This is a genomic window from Rhodobacter sp. P2_H5 (genome assembly GCF_056403335.1).
The window spans coordinates 104,369-124,853 of record NZ_JBFUFS010000003.1 but is presented as its reverse complement, the minus strand read 5'-3'; the positions used below and the strand labels follow the sequence as shown (position 1 = coordinate 124,853).

The window sequence follows — 20,485 nt, the reverse complement described above, 5'->3', positions numbered from 1 at the left end:
TTCAGCGGTGGCTGAGGGCGAGAAGCCGGCCCACGGCGCTTTCGATCCTCAGTGCCGCCGTCTCGACCCGTCCGGCCAGAAGGTTGGCGGCCACGGCGGCGGGGATCGCCACGATCAGACCGCCGGCGGTGGTGATCAGGGCCTCCCATATGCCACCGGCCAGGACCGAGGCATTGGCGGAGCCCTGCGCGGCCGACAGGTCCTGAAAGCTTTTGATCATCCCCAGCACGGTGCCCAAAAGCCCGAGCAGCGGCGCGATCATCGAAATGAGGTCCAGCAGACGAAGCCAAGAGGACATCACCGCCACCTCCTCATTGCCGCGCCGGGTGGTTTCGGCCTCGACGGCGGGCAGGGGCAGGCCGGCGGAGAGGCCCTGCATCGCGGTCAACAGCACGCGGTCGGCGGCGGCGTTTCCTCTGGCGGTTTCAGCCATGGCGGCATCGCGGTCACCCGAAAGGAAGCGGTCGATCGCGGCGTCACGCGCCTTTGACCCTCGGGTAGCGGGCAGAAGCTGGATCACCTTGGCCACGATCAGCATCAGGCTCAGCAGCGACAGGAAGATCAGGATCACGATCACCGGCCAGCTGGCGGCGGGGATATTGGCGAGAACCGCTCCCATCATTCCACCAGGGCAGCAGGGGTGCGGCTTTTCAGGTCGATGAGCGGGAAGCAGTCGGTCGCCTCGCCATTCTGCGGCTTGCAGACCGGGATGTCATGGAGCAGCACTTGGCTGATGTCGACGCAAGCGATCTGCGGGATCTCGAACAGTTTCAGCGTGGTGCGGGCGACGGGCAGGGGGGCGGCGTCGATCGACAGGAGCCGGTCGATCACGCCCTCCTTGTTGAAGATCGCCAGGGACATCTGGAAGCCCTCGAAGGAGGTGCCGGTGTCGTTGCGGAACAGGAAATAGGCGCGGCAGCCGCCGCCCGAGATTTCCTCGAACTTGTTGAGCTCGACCGAAAGCTTGCCGCCCGGCACCGGCGTCTCGGCCTGCGCGGGCAAGAGGGCGGCCGGCAGCGTCATTGCCCCGGCAAAGACCGCCGCCACGGCCTGCCCCAGCATCCTTTTCAGCATTCCTGATCCCCCATGGTCGCGGTGCGGCAACACGCCGTCTTGCGCGGCGAGTGAACGCCCGATGCCCCGATTCCGTCAACGGCAGAATGCAGCGCCGGGATTTTGGGCAATGCCGCAGAACAGGACACGCCTTCTGCGTGAAAATTCTGTAAAATTTTTCTGCGGTCCCGTTAAATAGCGCGGCTAAGCCTGCCAATCGCAACGGAAAAGCCTCTACCCTCCACGAGTCGATTGACAGAAGGGGATAACCTGACGTCATAGTGGGCGCAGTTATTGCGACTGCCTGCCAGGCTTTGAATACGTCTTTTGATACCAGTTGCCCTGCGAAGGATCCTGCGCCCCTTTGTAGGGTCCGCGTGGTGGCGCCGGAAAAATGATACGAGGCCCGGGCTGAACCGGGTCGGGGGGGTTAGATGGATTTGGATGCGCTGCTTGCCGCCCGTGAAAGCGATGGCGCGAGCGGAGAAAATCTGGAATACGACTTCGATTTCATGGAGTTGCAGCGGCTGTCTGCGCCCGGTGAAGAGCGTCAGGCGGGAAATGAGATCCTCGCCGCCGAAGAACCAGATTTCAAGGATGTCGAAGCGCGGGCGCTTGCCATTCTGGAACGCGCCCATGATCTGCGCGCCGCCGTCATCCTCGCCGACGCGCGGCTGAACACCAAGGGCCTGTCCGGTTTCGCCGATGCCGTGGCCTATGTGCGCGGCGTGCTGGAGCAGCACTGGGACACCTGCCATCCCGAACTTGACGCCGATGACGACAACGACCCGACGATGCGGATCAATGCGGTCGCGGGCCTCGCCAGCGCGCTGACGCTGCGCTATCTGCGCCGGGTTCCCCTGACGCAAAGCCGGACCTTCGGGCGCGTCTCGCTGCGCGACATTCTGGTTTCGACCGGTGAACTGCCGGCGCCGGACGGCACGGATGCCATGGACCGCAGCGCCATCGCCGCCGCCTTCAGCGACACCGCGGCAGAAGTGGTCAGCGCCAATCTTGATGCCGCCCGCCAGATCCAGGCCGACCTGAAGGCGATCGACGGCATCTTCTCGGACCAGACGCCGGGGCAGGGGCCGGGCCTCGATGACCTGCGCAAGACCGTGCATCAGCTGGTCCGCCACCTCTCCGAACATGTGTCGGCCGAAGAGGCGCCCGAGGGCAGCACCGACGACGCCGAGGAGGCCGAGGATACCTATGCCGCCAGCGCGCCCGCAGCACCCCGGCGCATGGGCGGCGGCCCACCCGGCTCGGTCGACACGGCGCAGGACGCCCGGGCGGCGCTCGACCGGGTGATCGACTATTTCAAGCGCAACGAACCCTCCAGCCCGGTGCCGATCATCCTCGAACGGGCCAAGCGTCTGGTCGGGGCGGATTTCCTGACGATCATGAAGGATCTGGCCCCCGATGGTCTGGGGTCGGTGATGAATATCGGCGGGATCAAACCCAGCGACGATGATGATGACTGAACCGGCCTGCGATGGGCCGGCCCACCTTAGATAAGTCCCGATCCAAGATACACCAGATCAACCAGAAACTCAGGTCAAGGAGCGTTTCATGAGCACCAGTTCGCAGAAGTTTATCGCGCGGAACCGGGCGCCCCGGGTCCAGATCGAATATGACGTGGAACTGTATGGCGCGGAAAAGAAGGTCCAGCTGCCCTTCGTCATGGGCGTCATGTCCGATCTGTCCGGCAAGTCCGAGGAACCGCTGCCGGCCGTGGCCGACCGCAAATTCCTGGAAATCGACATCGACAATTTCGACGACCGGATGAAGTCGATGAAGCCGCGCGCGGCCTTCTCGGTGCCCAACACGCTGACCGGCAAGGGCAATCTGGCCGTCGACATCACCTTTGAATCGATGGACGACTTCTCGCCCGCGGCCATCGCCAAGAAAGTCGAACCGCTGCGCAAGCTCTTGGAGGCGCGCACCCAGCTGTCCAACCTGATGACCTATATGGACGGCAAGACCGGCGCCGAAGAGCTGATCGCCAAGGTGATGCAGGACCCGTCCCTGCTCAAATCGCTGGCGGCCACGCCCAAGGCCGAAGGAGAGGAATGATCCATGGCTGAGACCTCGCAAACCGGCGCCGCAGCCGGCGTACAGACCACCGAACTGTCCGATTTCTCCTCGCTCCTGAACAAGGAGTTTCGCCCGAAGTCGGACCAGGCGAAATCCGCCGTCGAAAGCGCCGTCAAGACGCTGGCCGAACAGGCGCTTGCCAATACCGCGCTGATCTCGGACGACGCGCTGAAGTCGATCCAGGGCATGATCGCCGAGATCGACAAGAAGCTGACCGAACAGGTCAACCAGATCCTGCATCACCCGGATTTCCAGGCTCTGGAAAGCGCCTGGCGGGGCTTGCACTATCTGATCAACAACACCGAGACGGACGAGAACTTGAAGATCCGCGTCATGAACATCTCCAAGAAGGACATGTCCAAGACGCTGCGCAAGTTCAAGGGCACCGCCTGGGACCAGTCGCCGATCTTCAAGAAGCTCTATGAAGAAGAGTTCGGCCAGCTGGGCGGCCAGCCCTATGGCACGCTGATCGCCGACTATTACTTCGACCACTCGCCGCCCGACGTGGAGCTTCTGGGCGAGATGGCCAAGATCGCCGCCGCAGCCCATGCGCCGCTGATCACCGGCGCCAACCCGACGCTGTTCCAGATGGACAGCTGGACGGAACTCGCCAATCCGCGCGACCTGACCAAGATCTTCCAGACGCCGGAATATGCGGCCTGGACCTCTCTGCGCGAGTCGGAAGATTCCAAATACATCGGCCTCGCGATGCCGCGCTTCCTCGGCCGTCTGCCCTATGGCTCCAAGACCGACCCGGTCGAGGCCTTTGCCTTTGAAGAAGAAACCGACGGCACCGATCACGAGGCCTATGGCTGGGTGAACGCGGCCTACGGCATGGCGGTCAACATCAACCGCAGCTTCAAGGAATATGGCTGGTGCTCGCGCATTCGCGGCGTGGAATCGGGTGGTGCGGTGCAGAACCTGCCCTCGCATACCTTCCCGTCCGATGATGGTGGCGTTGACCAGAAATGCCCGACCGAGATCGCCATCTCTGACCGTCGCGAGGCCGAACTGGCCAAGAACGGCATGATGCCCCTGATCCACCGCAAGAATACCGACGTGGCCGCCTTCATCGGCGCGCAGTCGTTGCACAAACCGGCCGAATATGACGACCCGGATGCGACGGCCAACGCCAACCTGGCCGCCCGTCTGCCCTATCTTTTCGCGACCTGCCGCTTTGCGCATTATCTCAAATGCATGGTTCGCGACAAGGTCGGCTCCTTCAAGAGCCGGACGGCGATGCAGTCCTGGTTGCAGGACTGGATCAACAAATACGTCGACTTCAACGCCGAAATCTCGTCCGAGTCCGAAAAGGCGCGCAAGCCGCTGGCCGCCGCCGAAGTCGTGGTCGAGGAGGTCGAGGGGAACCCGGGTTATTACACCTCGAAATTCTTCCTTCGGCCGCACTACCAGCTGGAAGGCCTCAGCATCTCGCTGCGCCTCGTCTCCAAGCTGCCGTCCGAGAAAGGCTGATCCTTCGGGATCAGCCCCTACCAGAATTTAACCCCGTCGCCCCGAACCGCCCGTCAGGGCAAGGTGACATCAGTAGAGAGGATACAGGAAAATGGCTGCTACATTATTCGTTTGCATCGGCGAAGTGAAAAAGCCGGAGATCATCGGCGACGCCATCGAAAAGAACCACAAGGACTGGATCGTCGTTGAAACGATCGGGTTCGGGCTGGAGCGGCACTCCGAACAGGAAGGTGGCGTTGTCACCCGTGGTTTCGGCAAGGCCGTTTTCAAGGACGTCACCTTCTCGTCGGAATTCGGTCGCCACACCATCGACCTGATGTTCCACGTCGCTGGCGGCAAGCGCCTGAAGAAAGTCATCATTCACCAGTGCAAGGCTGACGAGGATGCCGCTGTGGCGCTCGAGCCCTATATCATCTGGACCCTCGAAGATGCCCAGATCAACACCTATGGCGTGAACGCCTCCTCGGATGACATTCCGAAGGAAGACTGGGCGATCCGCGCCGCCAAGCTGGAGATCGAGTACAAATATCCCAAGGGCGGCAAGCTGCAGACCCACAAGAACTTCAAGTGGGATGTCGGCGCCGGCGAGATGGGCTGATCCTTCGTCTGACATGCTTTCCGGCGCCGGGATGTCCCCCGGCGCCGGAAGGACCCTTAAACTGGAGCGCGCAGGCCATGACGCCCGAAGACCTCTTGAAATCCGGCGATCCGGCCGGCGCCCTTGTGGCGCTGCAGAACTTGGTCAAGGCCAAGCCCGCCGATGCCAAACTGCGGATTTTCCTGTTCCAGCTGCTGTGCGTTCTGGGCCAGTGGGACCGCGCGATCCGCCAGCTGAAAGTCTGTGGCGAGCTGGACCCAGGCGCGTTGCAGATGGCGCAGGCCTACCGCGAGGCGATCATCTGCGAGGTCTACCGCGAGAAGGTCTTCACCGGCGCCAAGGCCCCCCTGGTCTTTGGCGAGCCGCAGGAATGGCTGGCCTGGCTGATGGAGGCGCAAAAGCTTCTGGCCAAGGGTGAGGTTCAGGCCGCAAGTGATTTGCGCGCCAAGGCTTTTGACGCGGCCCCGGCTTCGGCGGGCGACATGGATGGCACGCGGTTCGAATGGATCGCCGATGCCGACATGCGCTTTGGTCCGGTGCTGGAGGCCATCGTGAACGGCCGCTATTTCTGGATTCCCTTCGCCCAGATCTCTGCCATCACCTTCGACCCGCCGACCGACCTGCGCGATGCGGTCTGGACGGCGGCGCATCTGACGCTTGCCAACGAGGGCAAGGTCGTGGCGTTGATCCCGTCGCGCTATCCCTTCTCCGGCCAGAAGGGCGAGCCGGCTGAAAAGCTGTCGCGCGCCACGAGCTGGACCGACGCCGGGGCCGAGACCTTCACCGGGCTGGGTCAGCGTCTGCTGTCGACCGATCAGGGCGATGTCGCCTTGCTGGATGCAAGGCTGATCTCGTTCGATAGACCGGAATAGGTGCGCCATGGCGGACAAGATGATGTCCGAGCGGTTGCAACCCTCGCTGCTCGACCGGCTGACCGACGACGACCCGACCACCTTGAGCGAAAGCCGCGAGGCGCGGGTGATCGACATCCGCCGCCTGCGCGATATCGTGCAGCGCGACCTGTCCTGGCTGTTGAATACCAATGACGCGGCGACCTGGATTGACGCCGAACGCCACCCCTTGGCGGCCAAATCGGTGCTGAACTACGGCGTGCGCGAAGTCGCGGGCGATTTCGCCTCCAAGGACCGGGCGGCCGTGATCCGCAAATCCATCGCCGCCGCGATCGAGAATTACGAGCCGCGCATCCGCAAAGGCTCCACCCATGTCGAGATCCGGACCGAGAACATTGCCCGCAACACGGTGATTTCCTTCGATATCCGCGCCGACATGTGGGCCGAGCCGATACCGATCGAATTGTACCTGCGCTCCTCGGTCGATGTGACGACCGGGCAGGTTTCCTTGGAAAGGTCCGGCTGATGGACACAAGGCTTCTGGCGCATTACGAAAGCGAACTGGCCTTCCTGCGCGACATGGGGGCGGAGTTCGCTGCCGCCTATCCCAAGATCGCCACCCGGCTGGGCATGGAGGGCATGGAGGTGCTTGACCCCTATGTCGAGCGTCTGCTGGAGGGCACGGCCTTTCTGTCGGCCCGGGTGCAACTGGCGCTGGAGATGCAGTTCCCGGCCTTCACGTCGAACCTTCTGGAAATCGTCTATCCGCATTTTCTGGCCCCTGTGCCCTCGATGATGATCGTGGGGTTCGAGCCTGATCTCGGCAATGCCGGGGTCAAGGACGGCTATGTGATGGGGCGCGGCACGAGGCTGCGCTCGCGCCAGATCGACGGCGAGCAGACCGCCTGCATCTTCCGCACCGCCGCCGACCTGACGCTGTGGCCGATCGAGATTGCCGAGGCCGAATATATCGACAGCCGGGGTGGCCTTGTAGCGGCTGGCGTCAGCCGCGACACGCCGGCCCGGGCCGGCATCCGTCTGCGCCTGCGCCGTCGCGATGGCGGGGCGATGAAAGACCTGCCGATGAACGCCCTGACCCTGCACCTGACCGGGCAGGCCAGCGAGCCCTGGGTCTTGCACGAGGCGCTCTGCACCAAGGTCACCGGCATGGTCGGCCGTTCCACCGATCGCCGTGCGGACTGGACCCAGCCCTTGCAGGGTGCTGCCAGCCGCCCGAAAGGCTTCAGCCGCGAAGAGGCCCTGCTGCCGACCCCGCGCCGCTCTTTCGACGGCTACCGCCTGCTGCAGGAATACTTCGCCATGCCGCAGCGCTTTCACTTCGTCGAGCTTTCCGGCATGCGTCCGGCCCTGGCCCGGTCGACGGGGACGGAGGTCGATCTTTACCTTCTGCTGGCCGACACGCTGTCTGACAACGGCGCCTGCGTGCGGCGCGAGAATTTCGTGCTGAACGCGGTGCCTGCCGTCAACCTCTTCGAACGCGCCTTCGACCGCATCCACATCACCACCGCCGACACCGAGCAATATGTGACGGCCAACCGCACGGCGCCTTTGGATTACGAGGTCTTCGCCATCACCAAGGTGACGGGGATCTCGGCCAAGACCAATGAAGAGACCGAGTTCCGCGCCTTCTACTCCGCCTCCGACATCACCTCGGCGGGGGAGAGCCACCCGGCCTACTACACGATCCACCGCCGGATGCGGCAGCGGAACGAGAAGGAACGTTTGCGCGGGGTCCGCACCTCTTACCTCGGATCGGAGGTCTACCTGAGCTTGGTGGACTCGGCCCAGGCCCCCTATGCGGCGGATTTGAGCCAGCTTTCGGTGACCGGGCTCTGCACCAACCGCGATCTGCCCTTGCTTCTGTCCACCGCAGGCAAGGACGCCTTCCACCTGCCCGACGGCGGCCCGGTCCTGTCGGTCGCCTCCATCGTCTCGCCGACCCGTCCGCGCCCGACCATCGCGCAGGGCGAAACCGCCTGGCGCCTGATCAGCCACCTCAGCCTCAATTACCTGTCGATCACCGACCGTGAAGGCGGGCAGGGCGGGGCCGAGGCTTTGCGCGAACTGGTGGGTCTTTACGCCCCCACTGGCGACCGCGTGATCTCCAAACAGATGGAGGGGATGCGCGGCGTCTCGACCCGGCCCATCGTGCGGCGGATGACCGACGAGGTGATTTCCACCGCCGTGCGCGGGCTGGAGATCAAGCTCGACTTCGACGAAAGCTTCTTTGACGGCTCCGGCGTCTATGTGCTGGCCTCGGTTCTGGAACGCTTTTTCCGCAAATACGTGACGATCAATTCCTTCACCGAAACCGTGCTGACCACCCAACAACGTGGAGAGATCACCCGATGGCGACCGGAAAGCGGGCTCGGCCGGATGATCTGACGCATTACGCGCAGCTTCGGTCGGACCCCACCAAATATCACCTCTTCCAGGCCCTGCGGGTGATCGAGGCGGAGCATGTTGACATGCCGCGCCTCGGCACCTCGCGCCGGGCTGCGCAAGACCCGGTGCGGCTGGGGCAAGAGGCGGAGCTGGCCTTTCCGACCTCGACCATCGCCGATTTCACGGTGGAGGCGGGCAAGCCCGCGACCCTGACCAACCGCGCCTTTGGCCTGTTTGGTCCGATGGGGCCCTTGCCGCTGCACCTGACCGAGTTTGCCCGCGAGCGGCGGCGCAACCATCGTGACACGACCTTCATCGCCTTCGCCAACACCTTCACCCACCGCCTGATGAGCCTGTTCTACCGCGCCTGGGCGGCAGGGCAGCCGGCGCCGTCGTTCGACCGCCCCGAACAGGACCCGTTCGAGCGCAAGGTGGCGGCGATTTCAGGCTTTTACGGCCGGGGACTGGCGCAGCGCGACCTGATGCCGGACATGGCCAAGCGCTATTTCGCCGGCCACCTCGCCTCGGGCACCAAGACGGCGGAGGGGCTGGTCTCGCTCCTCCAAAGCTTCTTCGAGGCCCCGGTCCATCTGCAGCAATTCATAGGCTCCTGGCTGGATCTGGAGCCGGACGACCGCTGGCAACTGGGCAAGGCGGCAGGCTTGGGGCAGGGCACTTCGATCGGCACCCGCGTCTGGTCGCGGGCGGCCAAGTTCCGCATTCTGGTCGGTCCCCTGTCCTTGCCCGATTACCGGCGTTTCCTGCCCGGTCAGGGCGCCATCGAGCGGCTTGAGGCCATCGTGCGCAACTTTGTCGGCGATGCGCTTGACTGGGATGTCAATGTGATCCTGCGCGCGGCGGACGTGCCGCGCATGGCCCTCGGAGGCGCGAATGCCGCCCTCGGCCATACGACCTGGGTCGGCGTGCGCCGCGACAGCGGGCGTGACGCCGACGATCTTTACCTTTCCCCGCCGCATGTGCTGCTGCGTCAGCGCCCCCATTCCCGGAGCCATTAAATGAGCGAAATCAGCCGCGTCGCCCTGTTCGGCAAGTTGAACCGTCTGGCCTATCAGGCCGTGGAAGGCGCCACCGTCTTTTGCAAATTGCGCGGCAACCCCTACGTCGAGCTGATCCACTGGCTGCACCAGATCCTGCAAAATCAGGACAGCGACATTCACCACATCGTCGAACATTACAAGGTCGATCCCGCCCGACTGGTGGCCGACATGCAGCGCGCCTTGGACGCCCTGCCGCGCGGCGCCTCTTCGATTTCCGACCTGTCGGAACATCTGGAGGATGCGACCGAACGCGCCTGGGTCTGGGGCTCGCTTCTCTATAATTCCAGCCAGGTGCGGACCGGCTATCTGATCCTCGGCATGGTCAAGACGCCGGCGCTGCGCAACATCCTTTATGCGATCTCGCCGGAGTTCAAGAAGGTCAAGGCCGACGATCTGGCCGAAAATTTCGCCACCATCGTGAACGGCAGCCCGGAAGAGGGCCAGACCGCCACCGATGGCAGCCATGTCGGCACGGGTGCTCCGGGCGAGGAGTCGGGTGCCATGGCGCCGGCGGCGATGGGGAAAGAGGAGGCGCTGAAGAAGTTCTGCACCGACCTGACCCAGCAGGCCCGCGACGGCAAGATGGATCCGATTGTCGGCCGCGACGAAGAAATCCGCCAGGTGGTGGATATCCTGATGCGCCGCCGCCAGAACAACCCGATCCTGACCGGCGAGGCGGGCGTGGGCAAGACCGCCGTCGTCGAAGGTTTTGCCCTGCGCATCGCGCGCGGCGATGTGCCCCCGGCCTTGAAGGAGGCGCGGATTTTGGCGCTGGACGTCGGCCTGTTGCAGGCCGGGGCCTCGATGAAGGGTGAGTTCGAGAACCGGCTGAAATCGGTGATCGAAGAGGTTCAGGCCTCCACCACACCGATCATCATGTTCATCGACGAGACCCATACGCTGGTCGGTGCCGGCGGGGCTGCGGGCACCGGCGATGCGGCGAACCTGCTGAAACCGGCGCTGGCGCGTGGCACCTTGCGCACCATCGGGGCTACGACCTGGGCCGAATACAAGAAGCACATCGAAAAAGACCCCGCCCTGACCCGGCGCTTCCAGACCGTCGTGGTCGATGAACCCTCGCCGACCAAAGCCATCCTGATGATGCGCGGCATCGCCTCGATGCTGGAAAAGCACCACAAGGTGCAGGTTCTGGACGAGGCGATTGCCGCCGCCGTCAACCTCTCCGCCCGCTATATCCCGGCGCGGCAACTGCCGGACAAGTCGGTCTCGGTGCTGGATACCGCCTGCGCCCGTGTCGCCGTCAGCCAACACGCCGTCCCGGCGGAAGTGGACGACTCCCGCCGGCGGATCGAGGCATTGGAGACGGAACTTGGCATCATCACCCGTGACGAAACCGCGGGCTATGACGTGACCGAGCGCCGCGCCACCATCTCTGCCGTCAAGGCCGAGGAGGAGAAGCGCCTCGCCGGGCTGACCGAGCGGTGGGATGCGGAAAAGAAGATCGTCGAACAGATCCTCGATCTGCGCGCCAAGCTGCGCGAGGGCGGGGCGGCGATTGACCCCAAGCCCGCCGCGATGGCGGGGTCGGAAGCGCCCGATCCGGTTGGCAACTCGCCCCTGACCGATGAACAGCGCGCCGCGTTGACGATGGAACTGCGCGCCAAGAATGAAGAGCTGACCACGCTGCAAGGCGACCACCCGCTGATCCTGCCGATTGTCGATGCGATGGCGGTGGGTTCGGTGATCGGCGACTGGACCGGGATTCCGGTGGGCCGGATGCTGAAGGATGAACTGCAGACCGTGATCGACCTCGCCTCGCTGCTTTCGAAGCGCGTCATCGGGCAGGACCACGCGATGGAGATGATTGCCAAGCGCATCCAGACCAGCCGCGCGGGGCTTGATAACCCCTCCAAGCCCATCGGTGTCTTCATGCTGGCGGGCACCTCGGGCGTGGGTAAAACCGAAACCGCGCTGGCGCTCGCCGAGGTCATGTATGGCGGCGAACAGAACGTCATCACCATCAACATGAGCGAATATCAGGAGGCGCATACCGTCTCCTCGCTGAAAGGCGCACCGCCCGGCTATGTCGGCTACGGCGAGGGTGGCGTCCTGACCGAGGCTGTGCGGCGCAAGCCCTACTCCGTCGTTCTGCTGGACGAGGTCGAAAAGGCCCACCCCGATGTGCACGAGATCTTCTTCCAGGTCTTCGACAAGGGTGTCATGGAGGATGGCGAGGGCCGCTCGATCGACTTCCGCAACACGATGATCCTTTTGACCACCAATGCCGGCACCGAGATGATCATGGATCTTTGCGCCGATCCCGATCTGATCCCGGAACCGGACGCCATCGCCAAGGCGCTGCGCGAGCCGCTTCTGAAGATCTTCCCGCCGGCCCTTCTGGGCCGTCTGGTGGTGATCCCCTATTACCCGCTCTCGCCCGACATGGTGGCCAAGATCACCCGCCTGCAGCTTGACCGGATCAAGAAGCGGGTCGTGGCCGCGCATGGCGTGCCTTTCGAATATTCCGACGCGGTGGTCGACCTCATCGTCAGCCGCTGCCAGGAGCTGGAGTCGGGTGGCCGGATGATCGACGCCATCGTGACCAACACCATGCTGCCCGACATTTCCGGCGAATTCCTGCGCCGGATGATCGCCGGGGGTGAGGTCAACCGCGTCGCCATCGACGCGGCGGATGGCAATTTCTCGTACAGTTTTGATTGAAACCGACCAGAGACCCAGGGGGGGCACCATGGCAGCGAAGAAAGTAACGACCCGCAAGTTCTATGTCGTCGATCTCGTCCGCTACAAACCGGCGACGAAATACCTGCAGATCGACCCGACGCGGGTTGATATCCAGATTGACGTGACCACCAAGGGGATCATCTCGGCCTCCGAGGTGCCCTCGGCGGCGATGGACCGGCTGGAGAAGGCCGCCCGCGACGCTTTGGACACCTATGAGACGACGATCCGATCTGAAGTCGAACGGCTGGAGAAGAAGATCGTCGGGATGATCGAGACCGGCGACCCCAAAGAGGTTGCCGCGGCCGAAAAGCTGATCCAGGGCGTCAACGTCTCGATCGCCAACGCGCTGAAGTCGGCGGAAGGCGCGGCGCTGAAGGCGGTCGACGACCGGATGAAGAAGGAAATTCAGGGCGACAAGAACCTGAAGGAGGCGCAGGTCAAGCTGGGCTTCAAGATCGTCGTCGGCGTGGTCAGCGTGACGACCAACGTGGCCGCGCTGGTCGCCTCGCATGGTGCCGACATCCACGCCTATTACTCGATCGCCAAGACCTGCTACGAGATCGGCAAGGAGATCTACGAGTACAACAAGGGCGAGGTGAAGCTGCGCAAGGAGCTGGACGAGGCGATCAAGGCCTTCATCTCGCTGCGCGGCACCACGATCATGCAGGCCGCCTCGCGGCAGATGGTCGATACCTCGGGGCTGACGATCTCCAAGCCGATCGAGGCGATGAAGGAAATCGTCGGCCGGGTGCAGAAGGCCGGGGCCGAGGCGCTGAAGGGCCGCGATGCCAAGTCGGTGCTGGTCGAGGTGATGGATTTCACCGTCAAGGCGATCAAGTCGCAGATGGCCGATGTCGAGAAATGCCGCGTCGCCTACCGCAACCACATCGTCAAGACCCGCAAGAAGGTCGATGCGCTGTCGACCGATGCTGACAAGCTGGTCAAGCAGATGAAGGCCGCGACCAACCTCAAGGACGGGGTCAAGATCGGCGCTGCGGCGATGCAGATGAAGATGAAGGTCACCGCGATGGCCAAGAAGCTGGACGAGCGCGAGAAGTATCTTGATGAGATGCACGCGCTGCTGGAAGGCAACGGCCTGACCATCGACGACCGCACCGCGCTGCAAAAGATCGCCGATCTGGACGTGGCCACCATCCTGTCGGAAGGCAAGACCCTGTTCGACGCCGCGATGGAGGTGAAGGACCTCGTCGAGGCCTTTGTCTAGCCAGGCTTTTCACTGAATACGGAGGGTCGCGCCCGGCGCGGCCCTCGCAATCGGAACGCAAGGGATCATCGGGATGAGCACTGGGGCAGGGATCGGATTGTCTTTTGGCAGCATGGAGGGCGCACCGCTGGCCGCCGCCAAGCCGCAACGTTTTCGCATCGCGCTCATGGGCGATTTCTCGGGCCGCGCGGCACGGGGCGAGGTGGAGATCGGCGCCGATCTGGCCAAGCGCCGCCCGATCAAGCTGGATGTCGACACGCTGGAAAAGGTGATCAAGGGCTTTGCCACCGACCTGATCCTGCCGATCGGCAAGAAGGGCGCCGGGATCGAGGTGGCGCTGGCCTCGGTCGATGACCTGCACCCGGATGAATTGTTCGGCAAGGTCGAGATGTTCGAGGAGCTGGTGGCGCTGAAACGCCGTCTGGCCACCGGATCGACCGCCAAGGGGGCCGTCACCGAACTGCGCGAATGGGGCAAGGAGTTTGGCCGCAAGGTAAACCCGCCGGCGCGCAAATCGGCCGGCAACTCGGTGCCCTCGGACCGCAAGCTTTCGGACTTCGCCAAGCTTGTGGGGGGCAAGGGCCATGTGAAAGCCAAGGCCTCTGCGGCGGAGGAGCTGCTGCAACGCCTCGTCGGCCCCTTTGTCCAGGCCTTGCCCGACCCCAATGCCTCCGCCATGCAGGAGGCAGTGGAGGAAAGCCTCGCCGAGGCGATGCGTCTTGTCCTGCACCACCCCGAATTCCAGTCGGTGGAAGCGCAGTGGCGGATGCTGGACCTGATCACCCGCAGCGTCGAGACCGACCAGAAGCTGGATATCGTGCTGTACGACATCTCTGCCGAGGAATTGGCGGCGGATCTGGCCGCGCAAGAGGATCTGTCGGAATCGGGCTTCTGCCAGCTTCTGGTCGAAAGCACGCCGGATGGGCGCGGGCCCTTCTCGGCGGTCTGCGGGCTTTACACCTTCGAGGAAACCCCGCCCCATGCCGAACTGATCGGCCGCGTCGCCAAGGTCGCGGCCCATGTCCGCGCCCCCTTCTTTGCCGCCATCACCCCCACATTCCTCGACACCGCGCCGCAGGACCGCCATCCCCTGGTGGCCGAGGCCTGGGACAGCCTGCGCGCGATGCCCGAGGCCGGCTATGTCGGCCTCGTCAGCCCGCGCTTCCTGCTGCGCCGACCCTATGGCGCGAAGTCCGACCCGATCTACGAGTTTGATTTTGAAGAGTTCACCGAGGCCGAGGGCCTGTCGGGGATGCTCTGGGCCAACCCGGTGGCGCTTGTCACCATCCTTCTGGCGCGCAGCTTCCGCAAGAACGGGCCGGGGCTTGGCCTCGGCTCGGTCATGTCGCTGGGCGGGATGCCCTACCACTATGTCAAGGACCGCTACGGCGACCAGGTGGCCTTGCCCTGCACCGAACGCAACCTGACCCAGGCCAAGACGCAAGCCACCATCGCGCGCGGCTACATGCCGGTGATCTCGGTCAAGGGGCGCGACGAGGTGCGGCTGGGGTCGTTCCAGGCGCTGAACGGCGAGACGGTGCTGGGCTATTGGGTCGATGTGCCGCCGCCCAAACCCAAGGCGGTGGCCGAGGTGGTGGCGGACGACACCGACAGCGACGACAGTGCCGTGGAAGAGAGCAGCTCCAGCGATGCCGACCTCGATGCGCTCTTGGCCGGGTTCGGCGACGACTTCGGCTCGTCGTCCTCCTCCGACAGCGAGGATGACGACGGCATGGCGACCGAGAATCCGGTTGGAGAAGACGAGATGGACGCGGAACTCGCAGCCCTTCTGGCCAGTTTGTGACCAAAAGCGCGCCCGGCCCCGGGATCCGCCGCCGGACCCGGGGCCGGCACAGGCCTCGATTGACGCAAGACGGACTTGGCCGGAAAGTATTTGGACGACGCGTGACAAACGGTGCTCATTTCAGAGCGCAAAGGTGCAGGCCAGAGTGTTACGGTGTATGACGATGGCGCAGACCCCGCAGCTTTCCTCCGGCAAGACCGGAAGCGGGTGGCGGGTCTGAACAGAGGTTGAGGTATTATGCCCGATATTCGACAGTTGGATCATCTGTTCATTACGCTCAGCGGCGATGGCGCCGCAGGGCTCATCTGCATTGGCGCCCGCGCCCGTGAGCGTTTCTCGACAATTTCCGAACTGAGAATCGAGTTCGTCTCGAAGGATACCAATTTCGACCCCCGCACGATTCTGGGCAAAAGGATCACGGTCAGCACGTTGCAGGGGTTCAAATTCTCCTCCATCGTCGTCTCGGTCGAGGAGCTGGGCCTGCAATCGGGCGGCGATGTCTTTGCCGCCGAACTCAGGCCCTGGCTCTGGCTCACCACGATCGGCGAGGACAACCGGGTGTTTCAGGGCAAGACCACGCCCGAGATCATCAAGGCGGTCTTCGACGAGCTTGGCTTTTCCGATTTCAAGGACAAGCTGACCGGCACCTACGAGCCGCGCGAATATTGCGTGCAATATGGCGAAAGCAACTTCGACTTCATCAGCCGCCTGATGGAGGAAGACGGGATCTACTACTATTTCACCCATGCCGACAGCGTCGAGACCATGGTCTTGGCCGATGCGGTGACCGCGCATGACGACAAGGGTGATATCAAGTTCACCGTCTCGAACATCTCGGCCAACAAGCGCGCCGATGCCGACACGATCTATGAATGGGCCGAGGCGGGCAAGGTCGTCTCGGGCAAGGTCTCGCTGTGGGATTACGACTTCACCCTGCCGAATTCCAATCTTCTGGCGACCTCGACCGTGGCGTCGGGCAGCCACAGCCACAACAAGATGGAGCGGTATAACTCCGGCGGCCATTACAAGACCGCCGAGAAGGGCGAGAACTTCCACGCCCGCCACATCGCCGACGCCAATGCTGCCGAAAGTGCGCGGGCGACGGGCTTGTGCAACAATGTCTTCGTGCTGACCGGCGCCAAGTTCACCCTGAAATACCCCGACCGCAAGGAGGCCGAGGGCAGCTATCTGGTGGTGGGCGCCACGCATTACCTGCGTTTCGACGACGGCGCCGGCGGCACCGAACTGCAGCGCCTGAACCGCGGGGTCGAACGGATCGACTATCCCGAACAGATGGCGCTTTACGAGACCGAGTTCGAGGTGATGCCCTCCTCGGCCCAGTTCCGCCCGCTGAAAACCGTGCCCTGGCCCGAAGTGCCAAGCCTTCTGACCGCCCTGGTCACCGGCCCCGCGGGCGAGGAGATCCACACCGACACCTATGGCCGCATCAAGGTGCAGTTCCCCTGGGACCGACAAGGCAAGAAAGACGACAAGACCTCGTGCTGGGTGCGTTCGGTCATGCCCTGGACCGGCAAGGACTACGGCTTCATCGCGGTGCCGCGCATCGGGATGGAGGTGATCGTCCAGTTCGAGCGCGGCAATATCGACCGGCCGATCTGCACGGGCATGGTCTATAACGGGGTCAACAAGCCGCCCTATGCGCTGCCCGCCGACATGAACAAGATCAGCCTGCGCACCAACTCCACCAAGGGCGGCGGCGGCTATCACGAGCTGACCTTCGACGACACCAAGGGCAAGGAAAACATCCTGTTCCAGTCGGAAAAGGACTACAAGCAGATCATCAAGAACAATGCCGAAATCACCATCGGCATGGAAAAGAAAGACCCGGGCAACCTGACCCAGACCATCTACAAGAACAAGACCGAGACGGTGAAGACCGGCGATGTGAAACTGACGATCGAGACCGGCAGCCGGATCACCGACATCAAGACCAACGAAACCACCACGATCACGGGCAATTCAACCCATACGATCACCGGCGACACCGCGCTGGAGATCAAGAAGGGCAACTTCTCGGAAAAGGTCTCGATGGGCAACATGTCTACCGAGGTTTCGATGGGCAACCAGAGCACCGCGGTCAAGCTGGGCAATATCGCGATCAAGGCCGACCTCGGCAAGATCGAGATCGAGGCCATGCAGTCGATCGAGTTGAAGGTGGGTCAGAGCTCCATCAAGATTGATCAGATGGGTGTGACGATTCAGGGTATGATGTTCAAGCTCGATGCGAAGTTGATGGCCGAAATCAAGAGCTTGCTGACCACCGTAAAAGCAGATGCCGTGTTGACGCTCAAGGGCGGCATCACGATGATCAACTGAGGACATGGAAAATGACTGATCGTTATTCCGACCTCGTCAAGCTGATCAAGCAGCCTGCCGCCCGGCTTTTGGCCAATGCCAATGCCGAGTTGGAGACGGTGCTTTCCGCCCCCGCCTCGGCCCCGGTCGAGGTGGTCTTGCGCGAACTGGACGAGAAGGGGGCGCTGATCGACATCATGCGCCTGTTGTCGATCGCGCTGCCGGCCCGCGAAAGGGTCTGGTGGTCGTGCCTGGCCGCGCGCGATCTGATGGCGCCGGGCGACAAGGTGCCCCAGCCCCTGGCTGCGGCCGAGGCCTGGGTCTTCAAGCCGACTGAAGAGAACCGCGCCGTGGCCCACCACGCCGTCCAGCATGCCAGCATGAAGGATGACACCAAACATTGCGCGATGGCCGTGCAGTTCCATGATGGCACCCTGGGTCCGGGCGAACTGGCCCAGCATCCCGCCCCGCCCGGCGGGTCCGAGGTTTCGGCCTTTGCGATGAACATCGTGGCCATCGCCAAATCCGGCAAGATGCTGGACGAGGCGGCGGGGCTGATGATCGCCCGGGCGCTGGATATCGCGCGCGGTGGCTCGGGCCGGATCGAGCCTGCCAAGACGAAAGAAGGAGCCTGACCATGCCCCCCGCCGCGCGCATCACCGACATGCATGTCTGCCCGATGGTCACCCCTGCCGTGCCGCCGATCCCCCATGTCGGCGGGCCGATCGTGATGGGATGTTTCACCGTGCTGACCGGCATGTTGCCCCAGGCGCAGGTCGGCAACATGTGCGTCTGCGTCGGCCCGCCGGATACGATTGCGCTCGGCTCTTTTACGGTGTTGGTGGGCTCCATGCCCGCCGCCCGGATGGGCGACATGACGGCGCACGGCGGTACGATCGTTCTCGGCCTGCCCACCGTGATCATCGGAGGTTAAGGGGTTCATGGCTGTCACCTTGCGGTTTCAATCTTCGGGGGCGGTGCCGGGCGACGGCAGTCCCATCGTCATGCGCGGCCCCAGCCTCACCATCGGGCGCGGGCCGGAGAATGACGTGGTGCTGCCCGATCCCGACCGGATGATCTCGAAGACGCATTGCGTGGTCGAAAACCACAATGGCAGCGTGGTGGTGGTGGATTTCTCGACCAACGGCACCTTCCTGAACTATGGCAAGATCGCCCTTGGCCGCACCGCCACGCCGATCAACGACGGCGATGTGCTGATCATGGGGCCTTACGAACTGGTGGTGCAGATCTCCTCGGCGAGCTCCTATGCCGAGCCTCTTGCACCGCTTGCCGACGAGCGCGCCTCCTTCGGCAATGCCCGGGCGGCGCCGGACCCTTACAAGCTTCTGGACGATGCGGCTCCGGGTGGTGATTTCCTCGACAGCCTGCTGGGCGCATCGAAGCCCAAGGGGCCGGGTCAGTTCCGCAAGGACCAGGAATTTGTCGAGCTTCTGCCGCCGCTTGGCGATGACGGCCCGCTGCTGGGCCCCGCGCCCGAGATGCCGATGGGCCCTGCGATGCGCGACCATTCCGCCGCCATCTCGGACAGTTTCCTGCCCGCCCAGACCGCCGCCGCCAAATCGGTGATCCCGGATGACTGGGATGATCTTCTGGCGCCCACCCCCGCGCCGCGCCTGCAACAGCAAAGCCCGCTGGCGTCGGGCGAGGATTTGTACAGCCACGCCCCGAAGCCGGCGCTGCCGGAGGATGACGATTTCTTCGGCCTCGGCCCGGTGACGCCGCCCGCAGATCCGACGCCTGCGCCTGCGCCGGAGATCCCGCCGAACGCCCCGCCGGAGACGCCACCCATGGCCCCGCCGGAAGCGCCGCCCATGCCGCCCTCCGAAATTCCGTCCGGGATCCCGCCCGAAGCGCCGCCCGGCGAGCAGCTGCCCGAGGACATCGACATTTTCGCCGACCTCGGCCCGATCACGCCGCCCGTGGCCCCCGTGACCGCAGCCACCTCCGCTGCGGCAGTGGCCGGAAGCGATCCCTTTGCAACGATGCTGCCGCCCCGCGCTGCGCCCGAACTGACGGCCCCCGGCGCGCCCTTCGATCCCTTTGCGACCGACCCCAACCGCCCCTCGCGCAGCACCTCGGTGCCGGCGGCCTCGGCGGTGCTGGAACCTGACCTGGCCCCGCCCGCGCAGGTCGTGGCCGCCCCAGTGGTCGCCGCTGCCGCAGCCACCATCCCGGCGCCAACTCCGGCACCGGCGCTGCAGCCAACCCCGGCCGCCACGGCTTTCACGGCGACAGTTACCGGGACCGACGCCGCCCGCGCCTTCCTCCATGCCGTGGGCGCCGATGATCTGCGGATCAGCGATGCCGAACTGCCCGACACCATGGCCCGCCTTGGCCGCACGCTCAAATCCATGATCACCGGCCTGCGCGAGATCCTGATGACGAGGACCTCGATCAAGTCCGAATTCCGGATCGAGCAGACCATGGTCAATGTTGGCGGCAACAACCCGTTGAAATTCTCGATCTCGCCCGAACAGGCGGTGGAGGCGATGGTCAAGCCGACCGTGCGCGGCTACCTGCCCGCCGAGGAGGCGGCGCTGCAAGCGCTGGAGGATATCAAGGCGCATGAGATTGCCATGGTCACCGGGATGGAAGCCGCGCTGAAAGGCGTCCTGGGCAAGCTCGACCCCGCCGTCCTGACATCCAAGATCGAGGCCAAGGGCGGCCTCGGCGGGTTCCTCAAGAACCGCAAGGCGCAGTTCTGGGAAACCTACGAAACCATGTATGCCGAAATCAGTGATCAGGCCGAAAACGACTTCCACGAGCTTTTTGCCAAGGAATTCGCTCAGGCCTACCGGGCACAGCTTGCCCGGCTCAAGGAAGCCAAGACCCGGGGGTAAGACCAGGGGAAGCTGCGGTCAGAACCGCAGGAAGAAGGGA

At 63.9% G+C, this 20,485-nt stretch carries 17 protein-coding genes; 15 read left to right on the top strand and 2 right to left on the bottom strand.

Annotated features, from left to right (window positions below; translation table 11 throughout):
• Position 1: 1 nt before the first annotated feature.
• Both AC1DVR_RS04810 and AC1DVR_RS04805 read right to left on the bottom strand, forming a co-directional pair.
• The gene (locus AC1DVR_RS04810; RefSeq protein WP_477999397.1) at positions 2-619 is read right to left on the bottom strand and encodes a MotA/TolQ/ExbB proton channel family protein; all 618 of its coding nucleotides are present in this window, start codon (positions 617-619) and stop codon (positions 2-4) included.
• Positions 619-1,074 (bottom strand): hypothetical protein, encoded by a 456-nt coding sequence (locus tag AC1DVR_RS04805; protein WP_477999396.1) that lies wholly within the window; start codon positions 1,072-1,074, stop codon positions 619-621. Before AC1DVR_RS04805 ends, AC1DVR_RS04810 begins: the two co-directional genes overlap by 1 nt.
• Before the next feature lie 413 nt (positions 1,075-1,487).
• On the opposite strand from AC1DVR_RS04805, the gene tssA reads away from it, so the two are divergent.
• The 15 genes from tssA (at position 1,488) to tagH (ending at position 20,445) form a co-directional block, all read left to right on the top strand.
• Positions 1,488-2,537, top strand: a complete 1,050-nt coding sequence (gene tssA / locus AC1DVR_RS04800) for a type VI secretion system protein TssA (RefSeq protein WP_477999395.1) — start codon at positions 1,488-1,490, stop codon at positions 2,535-2,537.
• Positions 2,538-2,625: 88 nt separating this feature from the next.
• Entirely contained in the window at positions 2,626-3,129 is a 504-nt protein-coding gene (gene tssB / locus AC1DVR_RS04795) for a type VI secretion system contractile sheath small subunit (RefSeq protein WP_477999394.1), read from the top strand.
• Positions 3,130-3,132: 3 nt separating this feature from the next.
• Entirely contained in the window at positions 3,133-4,623 is a 1,491-nt protein-coding gene (gene tssC, locus AC1DVR_RS04790; protein WP_477999393.1) for a type VI secretion system contractile sheath large subunit, read from the top strand.
• Between the two features lie 91 nt (positions 4,624-4,714).
• Complete coding sequence (locus tag AC1DVR_RS04785; protein ID WP_477999392.1) at positions 4,715-5,221, top strand: Hcp family type VI secretion system effector; 507 nt, start codon at positions 4,715-4,717, stop codon at positions 5,219-5,221.
• A 77-nt stretch (positions 5,222-5,298) separates the two neighbouring features.
• Positions 5,299-6,093 carry a type VI secretion system accessory protein TagJ gene (locus tag AC1DVR_RS04780; protein WP_477999391.1) on the top strand — a complete coding sequence of 265 codons (795 nt, stop codon included), beginning with the start codon at positions 5,299-5,301 and terminating at the stop codon, positions 6,091-6,093.
• Between the two features lie 7 nt (positions 6,094-6,100).
• Positions 6,101-6,598 carry a type VI secretion system baseplate subunit TssE gene (gene tssE, locus AC1DVR_RS04775; RefSeq protein ID WP_477999390.1) on the top strand — a complete coding sequence of 166 codons (498 nt, stop codon included), beginning with the start codon at positions 6,101-6,103 and terminating at the stop codon, positions 6,596-6,598.
• Positions 6,598-8,478, top strand: a complete 1,881-nt coding sequence (gene tssF, locus AC1DVR_RS04770) for a type VI secretion system baseplate subunit TssF (RefSeq protein ID WP_477999389.1) — start codon at positions 6,598-6,600, stop codon at positions 8,476-8,478. Before tssE ends, tssF begins: the two co-directional genes overlap by 1 nt.
• The gene (gene tssG / locus AC1DVR_RS04765) at positions 8,442-9,494 is read left to right on the top strand and encodes a type VI secretion system baseplate subunit TssG (RefSeq protein WP_477999388.1); all 1,053 of its coding nucleotides are present in this window, start codon (positions 8,442-8,444) and stop codon (positions 9,492-9,494) included. Before tssF ends, tssG begins: the two co-directional genes overlap by 37 nt.
• Positions 9,495-12,218 (top strand): type VI secretion system ATPase TssH, encoded by a 2,724-nt coding sequence (gene tssH, locus AC1DVR_RS04760; protein ID WP_477999387.1) that lies wholly within the window; start codon positions 9,495-9,497, stop codon positions 12,216-12,218.
• A 28-nt stretch (positions 12,219-12,246) separates the two neighbouring features.
• A complete protein-coding gene (locus AC1DVR_RS04755; protein ID WP_477999386.1) occupies positions 12,247-13,464 on the top strand; it encodes a hypothetical protein in 1,218 nt (405 codons plus the stop codon).
• Positions 13,465-13,537: 73 nt separating this feature from the next.
• Entirely contained in the window at positions 13,538-15,268 is a 1,731-nt protein-coding gene (locus AC1DVR_RS04750) for a type VI secretion system contractile sheath domain-containing protein (protein WP_477999385.1), read from the top strand.
• Positions 15,269-15,505: 237 nt separating this feature from the next.
• A complete protein-coding gene (locus AC1DVR_RS04745; protein WP_477999384.1) occupies positions 15,506-17,605 on the top strand; it encodes a type VI secretion system Vgr family protein in 2,100 nt (699 codons plus the stop codon).
• An 11-nt stretch (positions 17,606-17,616) separates the two neighbouring features.
• Positions 17,617-18,219: a DUF6931 family protein gene (locus AC1DVR_RS04740; protein WP_477999383.1), complete on the top strand. Its 603-nt coding sequence runs from the start codon at positions 17,617-17,619 to the stop codon at positions 18,217-18,219.
• 2 nt (positions 18,220-18,221) lie between these two features.
• On the top strand, positions 18,222-18,518 hold the full coding sequence (locus tag AC1DVR_RS04735) for a PAAR domain-containing protein (RefSeq protein WP_477999382.1): 297 nt from the start codon (positions 18,222-18,224) through the stop codon (positions 18,516-18,518).
• A 7-nt stretch (positions 18,519-18,525) separates the two neighbouring features.
• Complete coding sequence (tagH, locus tag AC1DVR_RS04730) at positions 18,526-20,445, top strand: type VI secretion system-associated FHA domain protein TagH (protein WP_477999381.1); 1,920 nt, start codon at positions 18,526-18,528, stop codon at positions 20,443-20,445.
• Positions 20,446-20,485 lie beyond the last annotated feature (40 nt).

Coding starts and splice junctions, on each gene's coding strand:
- AC1DVR_RS04780 (WP_477999391.1), top strand. CDS start 5,299: ATGACGCCCGAAGACCTCTTGAAATCCGGCGATCCGGCCGGCGCCCTT.
- tssA (WP_477999395.1), top strand. CDS start 1,488: ATGGATTTGGATGCGCTGCTTGCCGCCCGTGAAAGCGATGGCGCGAGC.
- tssH (WP_477999387.1), top strand. CDS start 9,495: ATGAGCGAAATCAGCCGCGTCGCCCTGTTCGGCAAGTTGAACCGTCTG.
- AC1DVR_RS04805 (WP_477999396.1), bottom strand. CDS start 1,074: ATGCTGAAAAGGATGCTGGGGCAGGCCGTGGCGGCGGTCTTTGCCGGG.
- AC1DVR_RS04740 (WP_477999383.1), top strand. CDS start 17,617: ATGACTGATCGTTATTCCGACCTCGTCAAGCTGATCAAGCAGCCTGCC.
- tssC (WP_477999393.1), top strand. CDS start 3,133: ATGGCTGAGACCTCGCAAACCGGCGCCGCAGCCGGCGTACAGACCACC.
- AC1DVR_RS04755 (WP_477999386.1), top strand. CDS start 12,247: ATGGCAGCGAAGAAAGTAACGACCCGCAAGTTCTATGTCGTCGATCTC.
- tssB (WP_477999394.1), top strand. CDS start 2,626: ATGAGCACCAGTTCGCAGAAGTTTATCGCGCGGAACCGGGCGCCCCGG.
- AC1DVR_RS04810 (WP_477999397.1), bottom strand. CDS start 619: ATGGGAGCGGTTCTCGCCAATATCCCCGCCGCCAGCTGGCCGGTGATC.
- AC1DVR_RS04785 (WP_477999392.1), top strand. CDS start 4,715: ATGGCTGCTACATTATTCGTTTGCATCGGCGAAGTGAAAAAGCCGGAG.
- tssF (WP_477999389.1), top strand. CDS start 6,598: ATGGACACAAGGCTTCTGGCGCATTACGAAAGCGAACTGGCCTTCCTG.
- AC1DVR_RS04750 (WP_477999385.1), top strand. CDS start 13,538: ATGAGCACTGGGGCAGGGATCGGATTGTCTTTTGGCAGCATGGAGGGC.
- AC1DVR_RS04745 (WP_477999384.1), top strand. CDS start 15,506: ATGCCCGATATTCGACAGTTGGATCATCTGTTCATTACGCTCAGCGGC.
- tssG (WP_477999388.1), top strand. CDS start 8,442: ATGGCGACCGGAAAGCGGGCTCGGCCGGATGATCTGACGCATTACGCG.
- AC1DVR_RS04735 (WP_477999382.1), top strand. CDS start 18,222: ATGCCCCCCGCCGCGCGCATCACCGACATGCATGTCTGCCCGATGGTC.
- tagH (WP_477999381.1), top strand. CDS start 18,526: ATGGCTGTCACCTTGCGGTTTCAATCTTCGGGGGCGGTGCCGGGCGAC.
- tssE (WP_477999390.1), top strand. CDS start 6,101: ATGGCGGACAAGATGATGTCCGAGCGGTTGCAACCCTCGCTGCTCGAC.